The organism is Klebsiella planticola, assembly GCF_000783935.2.
Lineage (GTDB): Bacteria > Pseudomonadota > Gammaproteobacteria > Enterobacterales > Enterobacteriaceae > Klebsiella > Klebsiella planticola.
In genome coordinates, this window is record NZ_CP026047.1 from 2,419,576 (window position 1) to 2,436,282 (window position 16,707).

The following is a 16,707-nucleotide window of genomic DNA, read 5'->3' on the forward strand; positions in this document are numbered from 1 at the left end:
GGAGACGTTATGAAGAATTCACTCAAGCTCGACACGCAGTTAATTATCGCCGGACGCGATAAACGCTACACCCAGGGGGCGGTAAACCCGGTTATCCAGCGCGCTTCTTCGCTGGTCTTTGAGACGGTGAAAGATAAAAAATTTGCTACCGCCAATCGCGCCAACGGCGAGCTGTTCTACGGCCGTCGCGGGACCTACACTCATTTCGCGTTTCAGAAAGCGATGAGTGAACTGGAAGGTGGCGCGGGCTGCGCGCTCTATCCGTGCGGGGCAGCTGCGGTGACCAATGCGATTCTGGCGTTCGTGCAAAGCGGCGACCATATCCTGATGACCGGCGCGGCCTATGAGCCAACGCAGGACTTCTGCAATAAGATCCTCAGCAAATTCAACGTTGAAACCACCTATTACGATCCGCTGATCGGCGCCGGGATTGCCGGGTTGATCCGCCCGGAGACCAAAGTGGTCTTTCTGGAGTCCCCCAGCTCAATCACCATGGAAGTCCAGGATGTACCGGGAATGGTCAACGCGATCCGCGCGGTAAATCCGCAGATCGTTATCATGATCGACAACACCTGGGCGGCGGGCGTGCTGTTTAAGGCGTTGGACTACGGCGTGGATATCTCGATTCAGGCAGGCACCAAGTACACCATTGGCCATTCCGACGCCATGCTGGGTACGGCGGTCTCCAACGCCCGCTGCTGGGATCGTCTGCGCGAAAACTCCTATCTGATGGGGCAGACGCTGGATGCGGATACCGCCTATAACGGCAGCCGCGGGCTGCGCACGTTGGCGGTACGCCTCAGACAGCATCAAGAGAGCAGTATCCACATTGCTCGCTGGCTGTCGGCGAGGCCGGAAGTGGCGCGGGTGAATCATCCGGCTTTAGCAGAGTGTCCGGGCCATGAATATTTCCAGCGGGATTTCACCGGCAGCTCGGGCCTGTTCTCCTTCGTACTGAAAAAGCGCCTGACGGATGAGCAAATGTCGATGTTCCTCGACAACTTCTCGCTGTTCCATATGGCCTACTCGTGGGGCGGGTTCGAGTCGTTGATTCTGGCTAACCAGCCGGAAGAGCTGAACAGTATTCGTCCAGCTGGCGAGGTGGATTTCAGCGGGACGCTGGTCAGGGTACATATCGGGCTGGAGGATGTCGGCGATTTGATTGCCGATCTGGAGGCCGGGTTTACCCGCATCGGCTAAACACCGGGCCCCGCCAGCGTGCGGGGCCCTGTTTTGCGCTCGCTTAATGCACAAACAGCGCCGGGATCTGCGAGAATAACCACAGTACGAGGCCGATAGAGCCGCCGACCAGGGTGCCGTTGATGCGGATAAACTGCAGGTCTTTACCGATATTGAGTTCAATTTGCCGCGACATATCCCGCGCATCCCAGCTTTTGACCGTATCGCTGATATGACGAGTCAGGAAGGCGGCAAACTCTGGCGCCACTCGATGGGCCGCCTGCTCCAGGTGTTCGTTTAGCGACTCGCGCAGCGCGTCATCGTGGAGCAACGTTTCGCCAAACCACTGCCCGGCATCGGCAATCCGCTGTTGAATCCGCGAGTCGTCGCGGGTGACATCGTTTTTGATCCACGCCCGCAGGTCGGCCCATACCTCGCTGAGGTAGCGGTTAAAGGCCTCATCATTTTTCAGGTAGGCCTTGATGCCCTCCGCTTTTTCCGCCAGCAGCGGATCGGTTTTCAGGTTATCGATCAGTTTTAAGGTGGCGCGATCGAACGCCTGGCGGATCTGATGGCTGCGATCCTGGGTGACTTCGTCGAGCAGCGTATTCACCGCGTCGGTCACCATGTCGGCGCTGTGTTCGCCCAGCCATTCGGTGGGCAGAATTTTGGCCTTCAGTGGATGCTCGGTCTCCAGCCAGTGGACAATGCCACGGGCAATAAACGCGCGCGAGCTGTCGCGCTGCAGCAATGCAATGAGCTGGGTAATGAGCGAGTCCAGCAGCTTCTGATGGCGATTGTTGCGGGTTAATCCCTCCAGCATCATGGCGCTGGTCTGCGTCAGATCGACCTTATCAATCGCCTTATGTACCGCCCGGCGCAGCAGGCGCTGAATACGGGCGTCATCGGTCAGCTCCAGAAAACCGCTCATCACCTGCAGCAGATGGTGGCCCACCCGGCGGGCATTTTCCGGCTGGCTGAACCAGTTGCCGAGCATCAGGGCAGGTTCATAGCGACGGATGAGCGCCACCAGCGAGGGCGTATCGAGAAATTTTTCCTGCACAAAATAGCCAAGATTATCGGCGATCCTGTCCTTATTGCGGGGAATAATCGCCGTATGTCGGGAGATAAACGGCAGCGGGATACGACGAAACAGTGCCACCACCGCGAACCAGTCGGCCAGCGCTCCGACCATCGCCGCTTCGGAGATAGCCTTGAGCGCGCTGACCCACGGCGTCGGCGGCAGTAGCAGCGTGGTGATAAAAATGGCGACCGCAATCAGCAGTAGCGACAGCGCCAGCAGTTTGGCGCGTTTCAGTTCAGCAATTTTTTCCATAGGCTTAAGCATATAGCCTGACGGCGGACTCGTGCAAAAACTGCCACACAATCCAACAGCCAAAAGCCATCAGTACGCCGCCCGCCGCCCGCTCAACGCGCCAGACTACGGCGGAAAGGCGACGCTGCACCGCCGGGAGGGCGATCATCGTCACCAGCAAGATATCCCACAGCAGCACGATACTGGTCATCCAGACTCCGCTGACGACCTGCTGCACCAGCGTGACGTCCGGGCCCAACAACGAGGTCATCAGCGCCAGATAAAACAGGGCGTTTTTAGGATTGAGCAGTGAAGAACCCAGCCCCAGAAGAAGCTGTTTTACCAGCGACGGGCGTGAAGCCGAGGCGCTGTTGTGGACATCCAGCGTCGTCGGGCGGCTTCTCAGCAGCAGGCTGCCAATCCACAGCAAATATGCGGCGCCCAACAGCTCGACGACGGTAAACAGCAGCGGCGTCTGACGCAGTATCCCCCAGCCGATAATCGCCAGCACAATGTACAGCCCGTTTCCGGCGGCGATACCGACGCACAGGCCGACGCTGCCGCGCAGGCGATAGCGGATGGCGTAGCCCATCAGTAAAAAGAAATCTGGCCCCGGGCTAAGCAGGGCAACGAAGTGGGAGAGCGCCAGCGCGGGAAACGCGGGCGGGAAAAACGACGTCAACATGTCCATAGCGACCTCACAAAGAACCTGAGATCAGCCTATGGCAAGCGGGGCGCTAATTATTGTCTGATATTGATCGGCCTAGCGCGTACTGGCGCGGCGTAGCGGCGGTGTAGCTGACAAAGGTTTTGTGGAAATGGCTCTGGTCGGCAAATCCGGCCTGGTAGCCGACGTCGGCGATTTCATCTCCGGCGCGCAGGCGCGTTTTGGCAAATTCGATGCGTGCCATATTCATAAAGCTGGCGGGCGTCAGGCCAGTGTCCTGCTTAAAGGTGCGAATCAGCGTCTCTTTGCGCAGGGCGAACTCGTGGGCCAGCGCATCAAGGGTGGGCGGTTCCTGTAAATCGGCCGCCAGGCGACGGAAGAGCTGCGAACTGGTAGCGCGCAGCGGTAGTGGCGGGGCGGGGCATAGCGGGAGCGCCCGCAGCAGTTGTGCAACCTGTTCGGGGAGCGCTGCCGTTTTCTGCTGCTCCATTAGCACCACAATCTGCTGATATTGTGCGAAAAGCTCAGGATCGCGGATCACGGGATGCGGCGCGTGCACCTGCGCCTGACTCGGGAAAAGCGGCAGCCGTTGCCGGCACCACGTCATGTCGAGGTACAGCATATGGTAGCTGCGCGGCCGGCCATCGCGCGGGTTACAGCTGTGCGGCGCTTGAGCGGGGATAATGATCAGATCGCCGGGACGCAGCAGATATTCCCGGCCGTTGCACAAACAGCACGTTTCCCCTTCGATAATCGCCCCTACAGAGAGCTGCGGATGGCGGTGCCGTTTATAGGACTGGCGACTTTGCCGGGTGCTGCGCAGTTCCAGCCAGGGCAGCTGTTCGTCGCGCCAGAAGGTTTGCAGGATATCGCGCGTATGGCTCACGAAAGACTCCTTAGCGAAGGGGATAGGGGGTTTATAGCACGCCCGTCCGGGTCTGTCTGCGGGCGCGACGCTCGCGTCATCGGCGGCGATATCTCTCCAGAATCCTCCGTATATACCTAACTTTACCCGCGCGATTAGCCATCTCTACTACCCTTAATACCCTGAGTAGTTTTTATGACTACATAAATAGCGATAACAAGGAGACATACGATATGGCTTATCAGACGGTGAATCCTGCAAATAATCAGCTTATTAAACAGTACGCTGCGCACAGCGATGCGGACGTCGAAGCGGCGCTGCAGAAGGCGGATGCGCTCTACCATTCCGCCTGGTCGAAGGGGGATATCGACCGGCGCCTACCCGTTCTGCACAGGCTGGCGGATCTGATCGACAGCCGGGTTGACGAGCTGGCGAAAATCGCCAGCCAGGAGATGGGGAAATTGATTGCGCAAAGCCGCGGTGAGGTGAAGCTCTGTGCGCAAATCGCCCGCTACTATGCCGATAATGCGAAATCGTTTCTGGCTCCGGTGAAATATCCCTCCGACATCGGCGAGGCCTGGGTTGAACACCATCCTGTCGGCGTGCTGATGGCCGTGGAACCCTGGAACTTTCCTTACTACCAGCTGATGCGGGTACTGGCGCCAAACCTGGCGGCGGGGAACCCGGTTATCGCCAAACATGCGAGTATCGTTCCGCATTGTGCAGAGACCTTCGCCCATCTGGTGCGTGAGGCGGGAGCGCCCGAAGGGGCGTGGACCAACCTCTTTATCTCCCAGGAGCAGGTGGCGAAAATCATCGCCGACGATCGCGTCCAGGGGGCAGCGCTGACCGGTTCGGAAAAAGCCGGCAGCGTGGTGGCGTCCCAGGCGGCAAAATACATCAAAAAGGCGACCCTCGAACTGGGCGGCAATGATGTGTTTGTGGTACTGGATGATGCCAGTCTGGAGAAGGCGGTGAAGACTGGCGTACAGGCGCGACTCAACAACGCCGGCCAGGTGTGCACCGCGGCGAAACGTTTTATCCTGCACGAAAACATTGCCGACCAGTTCTTGAGCCAGTTCACTGAAGCCTTCCGCCAGGTGAAAATCGGCGATCCGCTGGACGAGAGTACGACGCTGGGCCCGCTCTCCTCGAAAGATGCGCTGCAAGCGCTGACCAGACAGGTGGATGAGGCGGTGAAAAACGGTGCCAGAGTGCATCTGGGCGGTAAACCGGCGCCGCGGGAAGGCAGCTTTTTCGAGCCAACCATTCTGACCGGCATTACCCGTGATAACCCGGCGTACTTTGAAGAGTTTTTCGGCCCGGTGGCGCAAATCTACGTGGTGAAGGACGACGACGAGGCGGTGAAGCTGGCGAACGATTCGCACTATGGTCTGGGGGGCGCCGTGTTCAGCCAGGATATCGAACGGGCGAAACGGATGGCGTCGCGGATCGAAACCGGGATGGTCTATATCAACTGGTTAACCGATACCGCGCCGGAGCTGCCGTTCGGCGGCGTGAAGCGCTCTGGCTTTGGCCGTGAGCTGTCCGATCTGGGGATTAAAGAGTTTGTGAATCAGAAGCTGGTGGTGATTCGCCGGTAATCGAACGTTGTGAGCCGTGAATAAAAAAACCTGCCGGATGGCAGGTTTTTTTACGCTTACCGGCGGGTCAGAAGGTGACCCCACCGCCAATATAGGCACCATCAATCAGGGTGTGGTTCGGACGACCGTCTTTGCCGTCAACGCTGACATGGCGGTAACCCACTTTCAGCGTCACCGGGGTAATGGGCGTCCAGCTCACGCCGCCGTTGGCTTCAACGTAGTTTTTCACGCTGTTATTCAGGCCTTCCGGCGCGGCATAACCTTCGCCGAAGACGTGGATGCTGTCGGTCAGCGCAACGTTAACGCCGCCGCCGATGGGGAACGCCACGCCGTTATCGCCTTTTTTCGGCCCAAGGTAGATGGCTTTCGCGCCGGCATTGAGCATCACCGGGCCAACTTCCAGGTTATAACCTGCGCCAACGCCGCCGGTCTGGGTACCGTCATCGGTATTTTTCAGCCAGTTGCTTTCGGCATAAAGGCCGGAGGAGGATTTACCCAGTTCCATATTAAGGTTGGTAAAGTTTTTACCCTGCTCGACGGTAAAGCCCATCGCCATTGCGGAGCCAGAAACCGCGGTTAGCGCAGAAAGGATAAGGATATTGAGCTTTTTCATAGTAGATGCCTCGTCGTAAAACTAATCTGCGGATACCCTATCAAACGATTTTTACAACTGCAAATATGACTATTTTCGATTTTTTATTCTGGGTTTGTTATTGAAATACATCTGCAGATGTTGTGAATTAGTTTCTTTGTCGCGGCGTCAATCATTAACGTTTTATCGTTTAGGGTCAGTTTAGCTGTTTGGCTAAACCTGAATTGAACAAACGGGGAAAATGAGTTGCAGAGAAAATAGTCTACCTCTGTGATTATTCTTGAAAGTATTTCAATTGTTACCAATAAAAATTTTAATTTACATTTTTGCTGATGAATTGAGCGGGCGGTCGTTCATATTCAACGCGGTATTGCTGAGTCGGGGGAAGATTATGCTCACCCCGTTTTCGATCAGCGTATTACCGTGTGATACGCAGAAAAGCGGAGCGACAGTTCTGTAATGTTTAATGAATTTAACTGATTTTTTTTGAATTAAAATAAAATCGTTGAGAACGAATATATCTTCTGGTGGGCATTTCTTGTCAATATAGCCTTCCGACGACCTTTTGCGGAATCCATAATGGCCAGGAGCGGCTATGTACTACAGAAATGAAGTCATCCGTTATTTGCAATCCAATAACATTCTCGCATTGAAACTTGATCATGCGCTGGCGGGCGTTGAAAACGCGGTGGCAGATCAGATTGCATTGACCGGTGCTGGCGCAAAACGCGCGTTGTATTACGCATCCTGCTTTACTGATGAATATCAGGAGGTTTGTCAGCGGCAAAAAAATGAAGATGGACGATTTACTCTCGCGGTCATTCACCTTTTTCAACATGACGATGTTGTTTATGAAATGTTCAAAGTATATTTTGAAGAAATATTTAAATATAAAACGTCCGATCAACTAGAGCATATCAAAAAAATGCTGATGGCGGTCAATATACACATTGCGGCGAGTTCTCTGACCGGTTATGGTTTCATATTAGCGGTCACCTCCTCAGTTACGGTCGGTATGAACCTAAACCTTGATATGCGAGTCTTAGCGGGACGTGCGACGGGGATGGCGATTACACTCTCTGGCATATATGGGATTGTCCAGAAGGCAGCAGATAGCGCTCATCGACTCCAGTTTACCTGGCCGGCCTATTACTCTGTACTCTACGCTCAGGGACTGGAGATGATGTATTTTCTGATAGAACCATTGTTTGAGCGAGTTGGGGCGCTTAAGGCACAATGGGCATCGGACAGTGACATTGCAGAAATTATTACCAGGATGATTCAATAATTGTGATGAATATTATTAAAAGGATTTTCTGTAGGATATTTAGGTCCTTGGTTTCGCTCCATGGGCCTGGATTGCTGACTTTGTTATTCGCAATGGCATTTATTTATTTTTTCCCCTCTGGTCCCCTCTGGCCTGTGGGGGTGTTCGCTATATTCATAATATATATATTTGCACGTTATGTGAAATGGTAAACGCCAGAGAAAACGGTTTATTACATTTGCTTATAAGGAAGTTATATATGTCTACTCCCGCACACCTGTGGCTTGAGGATGAAAACGGTTCGCCGATTGTTGGCGGCTGTTTAATGCCCCTGCGTGCAGGTTCTATCGAATTAAAATCATTCTCGCACGGCATCACCATTCCCGTTGATCCGCACTGGGGTAAACTTACCGGTACGCGCGTTCATCGTCCGATCGCCATAGTGAAAGAGTTCGACCAGACGACACCCGTTCTGTATCGCGCGGTGTGCGAAGGTCGTACCCTGAAAAAAGCGACGATCAGGATGTACCGTATTATGGAATCAGGCCTTGAAGCCGAGTATTTCAATATCGTCCTCGACAACGTCAAAATCACCACGATTGCACCGTACCTGTCACCCACCGGTCTGAGCAGCACGCACCTTGAAACACTCGAATTGCGTTATGAGGCCATCGTCTGGAAGCACACCGAAGGGAACATTATTTATCGTGATACCTGGAATGAATTCTGTACCGCCTGATGCCTTCATGCTGACCTCCTCCCTCCGGGAGAGGGAGAAGTCCGAACCGTTACTTGCGCAATCCGGCAAACGCCGCGCGAATCTCCTCTTCCGGCAAATTAATGCCGATAAACACCAGCGTGCTGTGGGGCGTTTCATCGCCCCACGGGCGATCCCAGTCGGCGCTGTATAAGCGCTGGACGCCCTGGAACAGCAGGCGATTTGGCTCGCCGTCAATCCATAACATCCCTTTGTAGCGCATCAACTGCTCGGCGAAAGAGAGCAGCAGGTTTTCCATCACCCGCGACACTTCACTGATATCGACCGGGTAATCCAGTTCGACCACGATAGACGCGACGTCGTTTTGCTTATCGGCGATAAAGTGAAAGCGCGGCGCGCTGTTCACCACCTTCTCTTCCAGCATAAAGCCGCTGGTATTAAACAGCTGGCTCAGGTCGATATCACCGTGGATCACGGTATAAACCGGCGCCCGGGCGTTAATCCTCGCCAGCCGTTCGCGCAGCCTGTCGCTGTCGCCCGCCACGTCCGTTTTTGTCAGCAGAATCCGATCGGCGTAGCCCACCTGCGACTGGGCGATGGTGAACTGGTTCATCTGCTGATCGGCATGGACCGCATCCACCAGCGCAATCACCCCGTCAAGCAGATAGCGTTCGCAGAGAACTTCATGAGAGAAGAAGGTCTGAATAATCGGGCCGGGGTCGGCCATGCCGGTGCACTCAATCACCAGCCGGTCAAAATCAATGTCGCCGCGATCGCGGCTGTCGAGCAGGTCGAGCAGTGCGTCTTCCAGCTCGTTGGAGCGGGTACAACAGATGCAGCCGTTGGTCAGGGTTTTGATCTGCGTGGCGCGGTCGCCAATCAGCTGATCGTCAACGGCAACTTCGCCAAATTCGTTTTCGATCACGGCGATTTTAAAGCCGTGCTGTTCGTTAAGAATATGGCGCAGCAGGGTGGTTTTACCCGCGCCAAGAAAACCGGTCAACAGGGTGACTGCAATCGGTGCCATGTTTGCCTCCATTAACAGCAGCGTACGCCGCCTTTGCCGTCGCCGCCGTAGCGGGCCTGCTGGCGTTCGCGGAAGAATTCGTTATAGGTCATGTAAGGCTTATCCGGGTGGTTGGCTTTCATATGTTCGACATAGTTGTCGTAGTCCGGAATGCCTATCAGCATTTTGGCTGCCTGACCCAGGTATTTTTTTGCTTCGCCTAAGTTACCAAACATAACTCATCCTGATAAGAAAAAGCCCGGTGGCGCTACGCAGACCGGGCCTACAGAACCTTGTAGGGCGGGTCAGCGTAGCGCCACCCGCCGTTTTTTTAATGATGTGACGAGGTTTTCACGCCGCCTTCCGGAACGGGCACGTACGGGGTCTCTTTGTCGGTGCGGACTTTGTTGTTACGCACGTTGAGCCACGTTTTGATGCCGTAGAAGATGATGCTGTATACCACCACCAGGAACAGAATACTCAGACCGGCGTTAGTGTAGTTGTTCACCACGATATGGTTCATGTTAGCAATCTGCTGCGCGGTCAGTTCGCCGCCGGAAGCAATCTTCTCTTTATACTGCTGAGCCATGAAGAAGAAGCCTTCCATCTGCGGGTTGGTGCTGAACAGTTTCAGACCCAGCGCCCAGGTGGTGCACAGCAGCAGCCATGCGGCCGGGATCACGGTAACCCAGATGTATTTGGTACGCTGCATTTTGACCAGTACCACGGTACCCAGCACCAGCGCCACGGCGGCCAGCATCTGGTTAGAGATACCGAACAGCGGCCACAGGCTCTTCACGCCGCCCAGCGGGTCGACCACGCCCTGATACAGCAGGTAGCCCCACAGCCCGACGCAGCCCGCGGTGCCGATAATGCCCGCCACCAGCGAGTCGGTTTTCTTGAGAAACGGCACGAAGTTGCCCAGCAGATCCTGCAGCATAAAGCGGCCTGCGCGGGTACCGGCATCCAGCGCGGTAAGGATAAACAGCGCTTCAAACAGAATACCGAAGTGGTACCAGAAGCCCATATCCGCCATCGGCATGATTTTGTGGAACACATGAGCGATACCCACGGCCAGAGTCGGCGCGCCGCCCGCGCGGTTCAGTACCGACGGCTCGCCGATATCTTTCGCCGTTTGCAGGATTTGCTCAGGTGAAATCACAAAGCCCCAGGAGCTGACGGTCGCCGCTGCGTGAGCGGTCACATCCTTCAGCTGTGCGGCAATCAACGCGGCGTTTTCACCGCCCATTTCGTGCAGGTTCGGCATGGTGATGCCCAGGCCTGCCGGCGGGGTGTTCATCGCGAAGTAGAGGCCCGGCTCAATGATCGACGCCGCAACCAGCGCCATCACCGCCACGAAGGACTCCATCAGCATCGCGCCGTAGCCGATAAAGCGGGCGTCGGTTTCATTAGCCAGCAGCTTCGGCGTGGTGCCGGAGGCGATCAGCGCATGGAAGCCAGACACTGCGCCGCAGGCGATAGTGATAAACAGGAACGGGAACAGCGCACCTTTCCACAGCGGACCGGTACCATCGATGTATTGGGTGACCGCCGGCATTTTCAGATCCGGGTTGAGGATCACGATGCCCAGCGCCAGGCCAACGATAACGCCGATTTTCAGGAAGGTCGCGAGGTAATCACGCGGCGCCAGAATCAGCCACACCGGCAGCAGCGCGGAGATAAACGCGTAGCCGATCAGGGTAAAGGTGATGGTGGTGTCTTTAAAGGTCAGCGCCGGGCCCCAGTACGGGTCGTGGGCAATGATGCCGCCGAAGTAAATGGACGCCACCAGCAGGACGATACCAATCACCGACACTTCACCCACGCGACCCGGGCGCAGGAAGCGCATATAGATCCCCATAAACAGGGCGATCGGAACGGTCGAGCAGACGGTAAAGACGCCCCACGGGCTTTCTGCCAGCGCTTTTACCACGATCAGCGCCAGCACCGCGAGGATGATGATCATAATCAGGAAGCAGCCGAACAGCGCAATGGAACCCGGAACCGGCCCCATCTCTTGCTTGATCATCTCACCCAGCGAGGCGCCGTTACGGCGCGAGGAGATAAACAGCACCATAAAGTCCTGTACCGCCCCGGCCAGCACCACCCCCGCCAACAGCCACAGGGTACCCGGCAGGTAGCCCATCTGCGCGGCGAGAACCGGGCCCACCAGAGGACCGGCGCCGGCGATAGCGGCAAAGTGGTGGCCGAACAGCACGTAGCGGTTGGTCGGGACGTAGTTCAGACCATCGTTGTTAATGACCGCCGGCGTAGAACGCGTAGGATCGAGCTTCATCACCTTTTGCGCGATATACAGGCTGTAATAACGGTAGGCGACGAGGTAGACGGAAACTGACGCCACCACGATCCACAGCGCACTGACGTGCTCACCGCGGCGCAGAGCGACGACTGAGAGGCAAAATGCCCCGATGATTCCAAGAATCACCCAGGGTATGTGCTTGAATAACTTTTTAGTATCCATAGTAAAACCTGGCGTTAATAAGATGAATAATGGGCCGAAGCCGTCTGGGTTTAAGTTAGGGGTTGAGGAGGTATTGGTTAGCTATGCTGGGGACGATCTTGCCAGAACTCCGCGCGCGTAAAGTTGGGTAAATCTGTGAGTGGTTCTATGTGGGGTTAAGCGGTTACCAGGCGGGATAAGCGGTTGGCCAGGAAATGAGCAGCGGGTAAACATGTGATTGAGATCACAAGATTTTTTCCACCTCTTTTTCCTCCCCGTAGGGGAGAGGAAAAAGAGAGGAGGACAGAGAAAGGGGGACAGAAAAGAGAATGTCAGAAGCGAAGGTAGCAGAACGTTATACCGCAACCTCCATTTCCATCATCACCGGATGGAAACGGCGCTTAAAGTAAATCAGCCCATGGCCTTCCTGGCTCAGGGTGATGTTCTTGATCTCGACCAGATAGACCAGGTGGCTACCGATGGTCTGCACCTGGCTTATCTCCCCTTCAAGGCTGGCCAGCGCCCCTTGCAGAACCGGCTGTCCCAGCGCTCCTTTTTGCCAGCAGGAGAGGCTAAAGCGTTCTTCCATGGCCATCCCGGTCATGCCGGCGAAATGGCGAGCCATCACTTCCTGCTCATGGTTCAGTACGTTAACGCACAGTTTGCCGTTCCCCTGGAATACCGGGTTCATCGCGCTGTTGGCATTGATGCACACCATCACCGACGGCGGCGTATCGGTTACCGAGCACACGGCTGTGGCGGTGATGCCGCAGCGGCCGGCGTCGCCCTCGGTGGTAATGACGTTGACCGCCGCCGACAGGCTGGACATGGCATCGCGAAAACGCAGACGTTGTTCATCTAATTGCATTGTGACCTCCCGCTGCCGAATTACTTCAGCAGCTTATCCAACATATTGATATCAGAGTTGTTGTGCAGGTGCGGCACCGTCCAGCCGTTCTGGTCGTACTCGGACAGGCAGCGGTCGACCATCGCCATCATTTTGTCCATGTTGCCGGAGCTTTGCGCCTGACGCAGACACTGCAGGCGGATTTCGTCCTGACTTCCGGAATAGTTGATTTCATACAGCTCGTGGCGGCCGCCGAATTCACTGCCGATCGCGTCCCACATCAGCTTGAGGATCTTGATACGTTCAACGTGGTCCATGCCGTTGGAGCCGCGAACGTATTTAGCCAGATACTGGTCGATCTGCGGGTTGTTCAAATCGCGTGCGCTGGATGGCAGATAGATCAGACCGCTGGTCACGTTACGTTCGATAATATTTTTGATCCTGGCGTAGGCCATCGGCGCCATGACGCGGTAGGTCTGCAGCGCGGCGTGATCCGGCAGCCAGGCGCCATTCACCCACGGCGTCGCTTCGGAGCACATGGAGTCGCTCAGCGCCCAGAACATATTGCGCCAGGCGACCACTTCGCCGAGATCGGCCTGTACGCCGCGGAACTCCATGGTGCCGGTACATTCCAGCGAGCGTTTGAGCAGGGCGGTGATAAAGTCGAGCTTGACCGCCAGGCGTACGCAGGCCTGCAGCGGATACATACGCGCAAAGCCGCCTTCCATCGTCCAGCGACGGCAGCGATCGAAATCGCGATAGATCAGCACGTTTTCCCACGGAATCAGCACCTTATCCATCACCAGGATCGCATCGTTTTCATCAAAGCGGCTGGAGAGTGGGTAGTCGTACGGCGATCCGGTGACCCCGGCAACCATCTCATAGGAGGCGCGGGAGATCAGTTTGACCCCTTCGGCATCCATTGGCGCGACGAACATCAGGGCGAAGTCCGGGTTTTCCCCCATCACCTGCGCAGAACCAAAACCGATCATGTTGTAGTGGGTCAGCGCCGAGTTGGTGGCGACCACTTTCGCGCCGCTGACGATGATCCCGGCATCGGTCTCTTTTTCCAGCTTGATGTAGACGTCTTTCACTTCATCGGCCGGTTTATGACGGTCAATCGGCGGGTTGACGATCGCGTGGTTAAAGTACAGGCCGGTTTCCTGAATGCGGGTGTACCAGTTGCGGGCGTTCTGTTCGAACTGGCCGTAGAAGGCCGGGTTCGCGCCCAGCGCGCAGCCGAAGGCGGCTTTGTAATCCGGTGTGCGGCCCATCCAGCCGTAGCTCAGGCGCGACCACTCGGCGATCGCATCGCGCTGCTGGCGCAGGTCATCGGCGCTTTTCGCCACGCGGAAGAATTTATGGGTATAGCCGCCGCTGCCGGTATCGGTGTTCCAGCACAGGGAGTCCTGCATTTCTGGTTTATGCAGCGCATCGTACAGCTGGCCGACGGAGGCGGCGGCGTTGCGGAAGGCCGGGTGCGTGGTGACGTCTTTGACGCGCTCGCCGTAGATGTAAATCTCGCGGCCATCCTGCAGGCTCTTCAGGTACTCTTCACCGGTTAACGGGCGTTTCGCGTCTGCGCGGAAATCTTCAGGTTTCATAGGGGCCTCTTCAGTATTTATCGGAATATCCCGTCCCTGCTTCGGGCTGCCTGTCTGGCGGCTGCCTGCGAATGAGTTCGGGTATAAATGTTAAATTTATGTTTTGTTTTTGTTGTTCAATTGAAGCGGTTATTGCGCCGTTCGTGAAGGGACGTTTGCGACAACGGCAGGTACTTTTCAGGGGGAGTGCGGTTCTGTGATCGAGAGGGTGTTTTCGCTGTAGAAGCCAGCCTTTTTCCCGGCGGTGCTACGCTGGTCGGGTGACGTTACGGGCGGTTTTTTGGGCCTACCCGCCCTACGGATCGTAGCCCGCCAGCGGGGAATTAAGACACCGGTACTTTTTGCGCACGGTAGCTGCTGGGCGAGCAGCCGACCTGGCGACTAAAAAAACGAGCGAAATAGGCGGGGTCTTTAAACCCCAGTTGCCAGGCTATCTCATTGACCGCGCTGTCGGAAAACAGCAGCAGCCGTTTGGCCTCGCGCAGCTGGCGATCGAAGATCAGCCGCTTCGGCGGTCGGTTGGCAAAGCGGCGGCAGATATCGGTCAGCCGTGATTCGGTAACGTGCAGCTCGTTGGCATACTCCGGTACCGCCCAGTGCTGGTGGTAGTGGCTGTCGATCATCTGGTTAAAGCGCTGAAACAGCTTCAGCTCGCCGCGCATCCCGCTGGCGGCATGGTCGTCGAGCCTGGCGTTACGCAACAGCAGCGTGAACACCGCCTGCGCCAGCAGCGCCAGGGTATGTTCGCGCCCCGGCAACTGGGCGGTCGATTCGCGTTTAATCAGCTGCCAGTAGTGCGCCAGCGCCGTCAGTTCATCGGGTTTATCCGCCAGCGACAGACACATACCCGGCAGCCCGAACGCTTCCCGCGTGCCGGGATAGAGGACCTCCAGCAGCGGCCAGATCAGATCTTCGCGCACGGTCAGCACGTGCCCGTCGCTGTCGGACTCGGTGATAAAAGCGTGCGGCACCGACGGCGGCGTCAGGACAAACAGCGGCGCCTGCACCGAGTAGCGGTGATCGTCGAGCTGCAGTTCAATCTGCCCGGTATCGAGAAAGTGCATCTGAAAGTACTGGTCGTGTCGATGCGCCTGCATGTCGCGGCCAAAAAAGGCCGCCATGCGAGCAAACGACTGATAGTGCACATCCTCGGTCCCCAGACTCTCATCGTAATCTTTGTTGATATCGATATTGGCGATTGAGGGCTGACACATGGGCACTCCTTAATGACTTTTCTGTGCGGCGAGTCCTGCCTCGGTGGCAGCGTCTTCCCGCGCACTCATCGGAATCCGGGTCAGTACCAACGCGCCGACGATCAGCAGTCCGGCGACAAACCACAGTCCGGAGCTAAAGCTGCCGGTGGCATCACGCAGAATACCGATCAGCAGCGGGCTGACGGCGGATCCGATGTTGCCGATAGCGTTGATGACCGCCAGCGCCACCGCCCGCGATTGCAGGCTGATCACCCGATCCGGGGTAGTCCAGAAAATCGCCATCGCGGTAAAAGAACCCACGGAGGCCATAATGATGCCGATCAGCTGGATCAGACCGTGGTGGGTGGCAGAGGCCAGCAACCATCCGGCAGCGGCGAACAGATAGGGCAGGATGGTATGCATCTTGCGCTCTTTACGCCGGTCGGATCGCCGGCTCCACCAGATCATCCCGAAAATCGTACAGAACTGCGGAATTGCCGCCAGCATGCCGATCACAATGTTGCTACTACCGGTATTGAAGCTTTGCAGGATCTGCGGAGTCCAGATATTGATAGCGCTCAGGGTATTGGTCAGACAGAAGTAGGCGAGCGTGTACATCAGCACCGCCGGCGTCAGCACTTCCCGCAGGGTAGAGCGTGCGGAAGTTGGGATAACGCTGGCGCTTTCGCGCTCGCGTTCAATCATCGTTTTCAGCGCCTGCTTCTCCTCCTTATCCAGCCAGCTGGCCTGATCCGGGGTATCGTTGAGGAAGAACCAGGTCACCACGCCGAGCACCACCGACGGCAGCCCCTCCAGCAGGAACAGCCACTGCCAGCCCTTCAGATTCCACAGGCCATCAAGCGCCAGAATATAGCCGGAGAGGATAGAGCCAAGCATCATGGTCACCGGCATCGCTATCATAAACAGGGCGTTGGCGCGGGCGCGGTGAAAGGCCGGGAACCACCAGGTCAGATAGACCAGGATCCCTGGCAAGAAGCCGGCTTCAGCGATACCGACCAGCATGCGCAGGATATACAGCGTATGCGGGTTGGTGGCAAACATCGTACAGGTTGACGCGATCCCCCACACCACCATGATCCCGGCGATCCAGCGGCGGGCGCCGACCTTCGCCAGCATGATATTGCTGGGGATCCCGCACATCACGTAGGTGACGTAAAACAGCGTCGCGGCCAGACCAAACATGGTGGAGGTCAGACCGAGATCTTTGCCCATCGTCAGCCCGGCGAAGCCGATATTAATGCGGTCCAGAAATGAGAAAACAAAAAGCACGAACAGGAAGGTGATAAGGCGGCGGAACAGCTTTTTGATCACCCGGTTTTCTACTTCAACGACTTTATTTTCATTATGTTGCAGGGTAGAGGTCGTCAT

The 16,707-nt window shown here is 56.4% G+C and carries 15 protein-coding genes; 4 read left to right on the forward strand and 11 right to left on the reverse strand.

The genetic code is table 11. From position 1 onward, the window contains the following. The first annotated feature begins 9 nt into the window (after nt 1–9). The gene (gene metC / locus MC50_RS11705; RefSeq protein WP_032689625.1) at nt 10–1,200 is read left to right on the forward strand and encodes a cystathionine beta-lyase; all 1,191 of its coding nucleotides are present in this window, start codon (nt 10–12) and stop codon (nt 1,198–1,200) included. A 43-nt stretch (nt 1,201–1,243) separates the two neighbouring features. Here the strand turns inward: metC and MC50_RS11710 are convergent, their stop codons facing one another. Genes MC50_RS11710 through MC50_RS11720 form a run of 3 tightly spaced genes read right to left on the reverse strand, consistent with a single transcriptional unit; the run spans nt 1,244 to nt 4,047 of the window. Then, nucleotides 1,244–2,527, reverse strand: a complete 1,284-nt coding sequence (locus tag MC50_RS11710) for a DUF445 domain-containing protein (protein ID WP_074398969.1) — start codon at nt 2,525–2,527, stop codon at nt 1,244–1,246. Continuing rightward, nucleotides 2,520–3,185: a LysE family translocator gene (locus MC50_RS11715; protein WP_047663954.1), complete on the reverse strand. Its 666-nt coding sequence runs from the start codon at nt 3,183–3,185 to the stop codon at nt 2,520–2,522. The genes MC50_RS11710 and MC50_RS11715 overlap by 8 nt, the downstream gene beginning before the upstream one ends. A 46-nt stretch (nt 3,186–3,231) precedes the next feature. Next, a complete protein-coding gene (locus MC50_RS11720; protein WP_032698231.1) occupies nt 3,232–4,047 on the reverse strand; it encodes an AraC family transcriptional regulator in 816 nt (271 codons plus the stop codon). Between the two features lie 212 nt (nt 4,048–4,259). Between MC50_RS11720 and MC50_RS11725 the strand changes: the two genes are divergently transcribed. Further along, nucleotides 4,260–5,630 (forward strand): NAD-dependent succinate-semialdehyde dehydrogenase, encoded by a 1,371-nt coding sequence (locus MC50_RS11725; protein WP_102990859.1) that lies wholly within the window; start codon nt 4,260–4,262, stop codon nt 5,628–5,630. 67 nt (nt 5,631–5,697) lie between these two features. Here MC50_RS11725 and MC50_RS11730 read toward each other — a convergent pair whose 3' ends face one another. Next, nucleotides 5,698–6,243 (reverse strand): YfaZ family outer membrane protein, encoded by a 546-nt coding sequence (locus MC50_RS11730; protein ID WP_032689621.1) that lies wholly within the window; start codon nt 6,241–6,243, stop codon nt 5,698–5,700. Nucleotides 6,244–6,817: 574 nt separating this feature from the next. Between MC50_RS11730 and MC50_RS11735 the strand changes: the two genes are divergently transcribed. Together MC50_RS11735 and MC50_RS11745 are read left to right on the forward strand one after the other, a co-directional pair. Continuing rightward, nucleotides 6,818–7,510 carry a hypothetical protein gene (locus tag MC50_RS11735; protein WP_047663956.1) on the forward strand — a complete coding sequence of 231 codons (693 nt, stop codon included), beginning with the start codon at nt 6,818–6,820 and terminating at the stop codon, nt 7,508–7,510. Nucleotides 7,511–7,748: 238 nt separating this feature from the next. After that, nucleotides 7,749–8,228: an Hcp family type VI secretion system effector gene (locus MC50_RS11745; protein ID WP_032689619.1), complete on the forward strand. Its 480-nt coding sequence runs from the start codon at nt 7,749–7,751 to the stop codon at nt 8,226–8,228. Between the two features lie 49 nt (nt 8,229–8,277). Here MC50_RS11745 and yjiA read toward each other — a convergent pair whose 3' ends face one another. The 7 genes from yjiA to hpaX all read right to left on the reverse strand — a co-directional run bounded on the left by yjiA (nt 8,278) and on the right by hpaX (nt 16,707). Continuing rightward, a complete protein-coding gene (gene yjiA, locus MC50_RS11750) occupies nt 8,278–9,234 on the reverse strand; it encodes a GTPase (protein ID WP_046853130.1) in 957 nt (318 codons plus the stop codon). Nucleotides 9,235–9,245: 11 nt separating this feature from the next. Beyond that, on the reverse strand, nt 9,246–9,449 hold the full coding sequence (locus MC50_RS11755; protein ID WP_004857555.1) for a YbdD/YjiX family protein: 204 nt from the start codon (nt 9,447–9,449) through the stop codon (nt 9,246–9,248). 95 nt (nt 9,450–9,544) lie between these two features. Beyond that, nucleotides 9,545–11,695: a pyruvate/proton symporter BtsT gene (gene btsT, locus MC50_RS11760; protein WP_032689618.1), complete on the reverse strand. Its 2,151-nt coding sequence runs from the start codon at nt 11,693–11,695 to the stop codon at nt 9,545–9,547. A 334-nt stretch (nt 11,696–12,029) separates the two neighbouring features. Beyond that, nucleotides 12,030–12,542 (reverse strand): 4-hydroxyphenylacetate 3-monooxygenase reductase subunit, encoded by a 513-nt coding sequence (locus MC50_RS11765; RefSeq protein ID WP_032689617.1) that lies wholly within the window; start codon nt 12,540–12,542, stop codon nt 12,030–12,032. A 20-nt stretch (nt 12,543–12,562) separates the two neighbouring features. Next, on the reverse strand, nt 12,563–14,125 hold the full coding sequence (hpaB, locus tag MC50_RS11770) for a 4-hydroxyphenylacetate 3-monooxygenase, oxygenase component (protein WP_032689616.1): 1,563 nt from the start codon (nt 14,123–14,125) through the stop codon (nt 12,563–12,565). A 323-nt stretch (nt 14,126–14,448) separates the two neighbouring features. Beyond that, the gene (hpaA, locus tag MC50_RS11775) at nt 14,449–15,339 is read right to left on the reverse strand and encodes a 4-hydroxyphenylacetate catabolism regulatory protein HpaA (RefSeq protein WP_047663958.1); all 891 of its coding nucleotides are present in this window, start codon (nt 15,337–15,339) and stop codon (nt 14,449–14,451) included. A 9-nt stretch (nt 15,340–15,348) separates the two neighbouring features. Continuing rightward, nucleotides 15,349–16,707 carry a 4-hydroxyphenylacetate permease gene (gene hpaX, locus MC50_RS11780; RefSeq protein ID WP_032689614.1) on the reverse strand — a complete coding sequence of 453 codons (1,359 nt, stop codon included), beginning with the start codon at nt 16,705–16,707 and terminating at the stop codon, nt 15,349–15,351.

What these genes read in the sequence shown, in the direction of transcription:
- metC (WP_032689625.1), top strand. Translation starts at nt 10, where the DNA reads ATGAAGAATTCACTCAAGCTCGACACGCAGTTAATTATCGCCGGACGC.
- MC50_RS11710 (WP_074398969.1), bottom strand. Translation starts at nt 2,527, where the DNA reads ATGCTTAAGCCTATGGAAAAAATTGCTGAACTGAAACGCGCCAAACTG.
- MC50_RS11715 (WP_047663954.1), bottom strand. Translation starts at nt 3,185, where the DNA reads ATGGACATGTTGACGTCGTTTTTCCCGCCCGCGTTTCCCGCGCTGGCG.
- MC50_RS11725 (WP_102990859.1), top strand. Translation starts at nt 4,260, where the DNA reads ATGGCTTATCAGACGGTGAATCCTGCAAATAATCAGCTTATTAAACAG.
- MC50_RS11730 (WP_032689621.1), bottom strand. Translation starts at nt 6,243, where the DNA reads ATGAAAAAGCTCAATATCCTTATCCTTTCTGCGCTAACCGCGGTTTCT.
- MC50_RS11735 (WP_047663956.1), top strand. Translation starts at nt 6,818, where the DNA reads ATGTACTACAGAAATGAAGTCATCCGTTATTTGCAATCCAATAACATT.
- MC50_RS11745 (WP_032689619.1), top strand. Translation starts at nt 7,749, where the DNA reads ATGTCTACTCCCGCACACCTGTGGCTTGAGGATGAAAACGGTTCGCCG.
- yjiA (WP_046853130.1), bottom strand. Translation starts at nt 9,234, where the DNA reads ATGGCACCGATTGCAGTCACCCTGTTGACCGGTTTTCTTGGCGCGGGT.
- MC50_RS11755 (WP_004857555.1), bottom strand. Translation starts at nt 9,449, where the DNA reads ATGTTTGGTAACTTAGGCGAAGCAAAAAAATACCTGGGTCAGGCAGCC.
- btsT (WP_032689618.1), bottom strand. Translation starts at nt 11,695, where the DNA reads ATGGATACTAAAAAGTTATTCAAGCACATACCCTGGGTGATTCTTGGA.
- MC50_RS11765 (WP_032689617.1), bottom strand. Translation starts at nt 12,542, where the DNA reads ATGCAATTAGATGAACAACGTCTGCGTTTTCGCGATGCCATGTCCAGC.
- hpaB (WP_032689616.1), bottom strand. Translation starts at nt 14,125, where the DNA reads ATGAAACCTGAAGATTTCCGCGCAGACGCGAAACGCCCGTTAACCGGT.
- hpaA (WP_047663958.1), bottom strand. Translation starts at nt 15,339, where the DNA reads ATGTGTCAGCCCTCAATCGCCAATATCGATATCAACAAAGATTACGAT.
- hpaX (WP_032689614.1), bottom strand. Translation starts at nt 16,707, where the DNA reads ATGACGACCTCTACCCTGCAACATAATGAAAATAAAGTCGTTGAAGTA.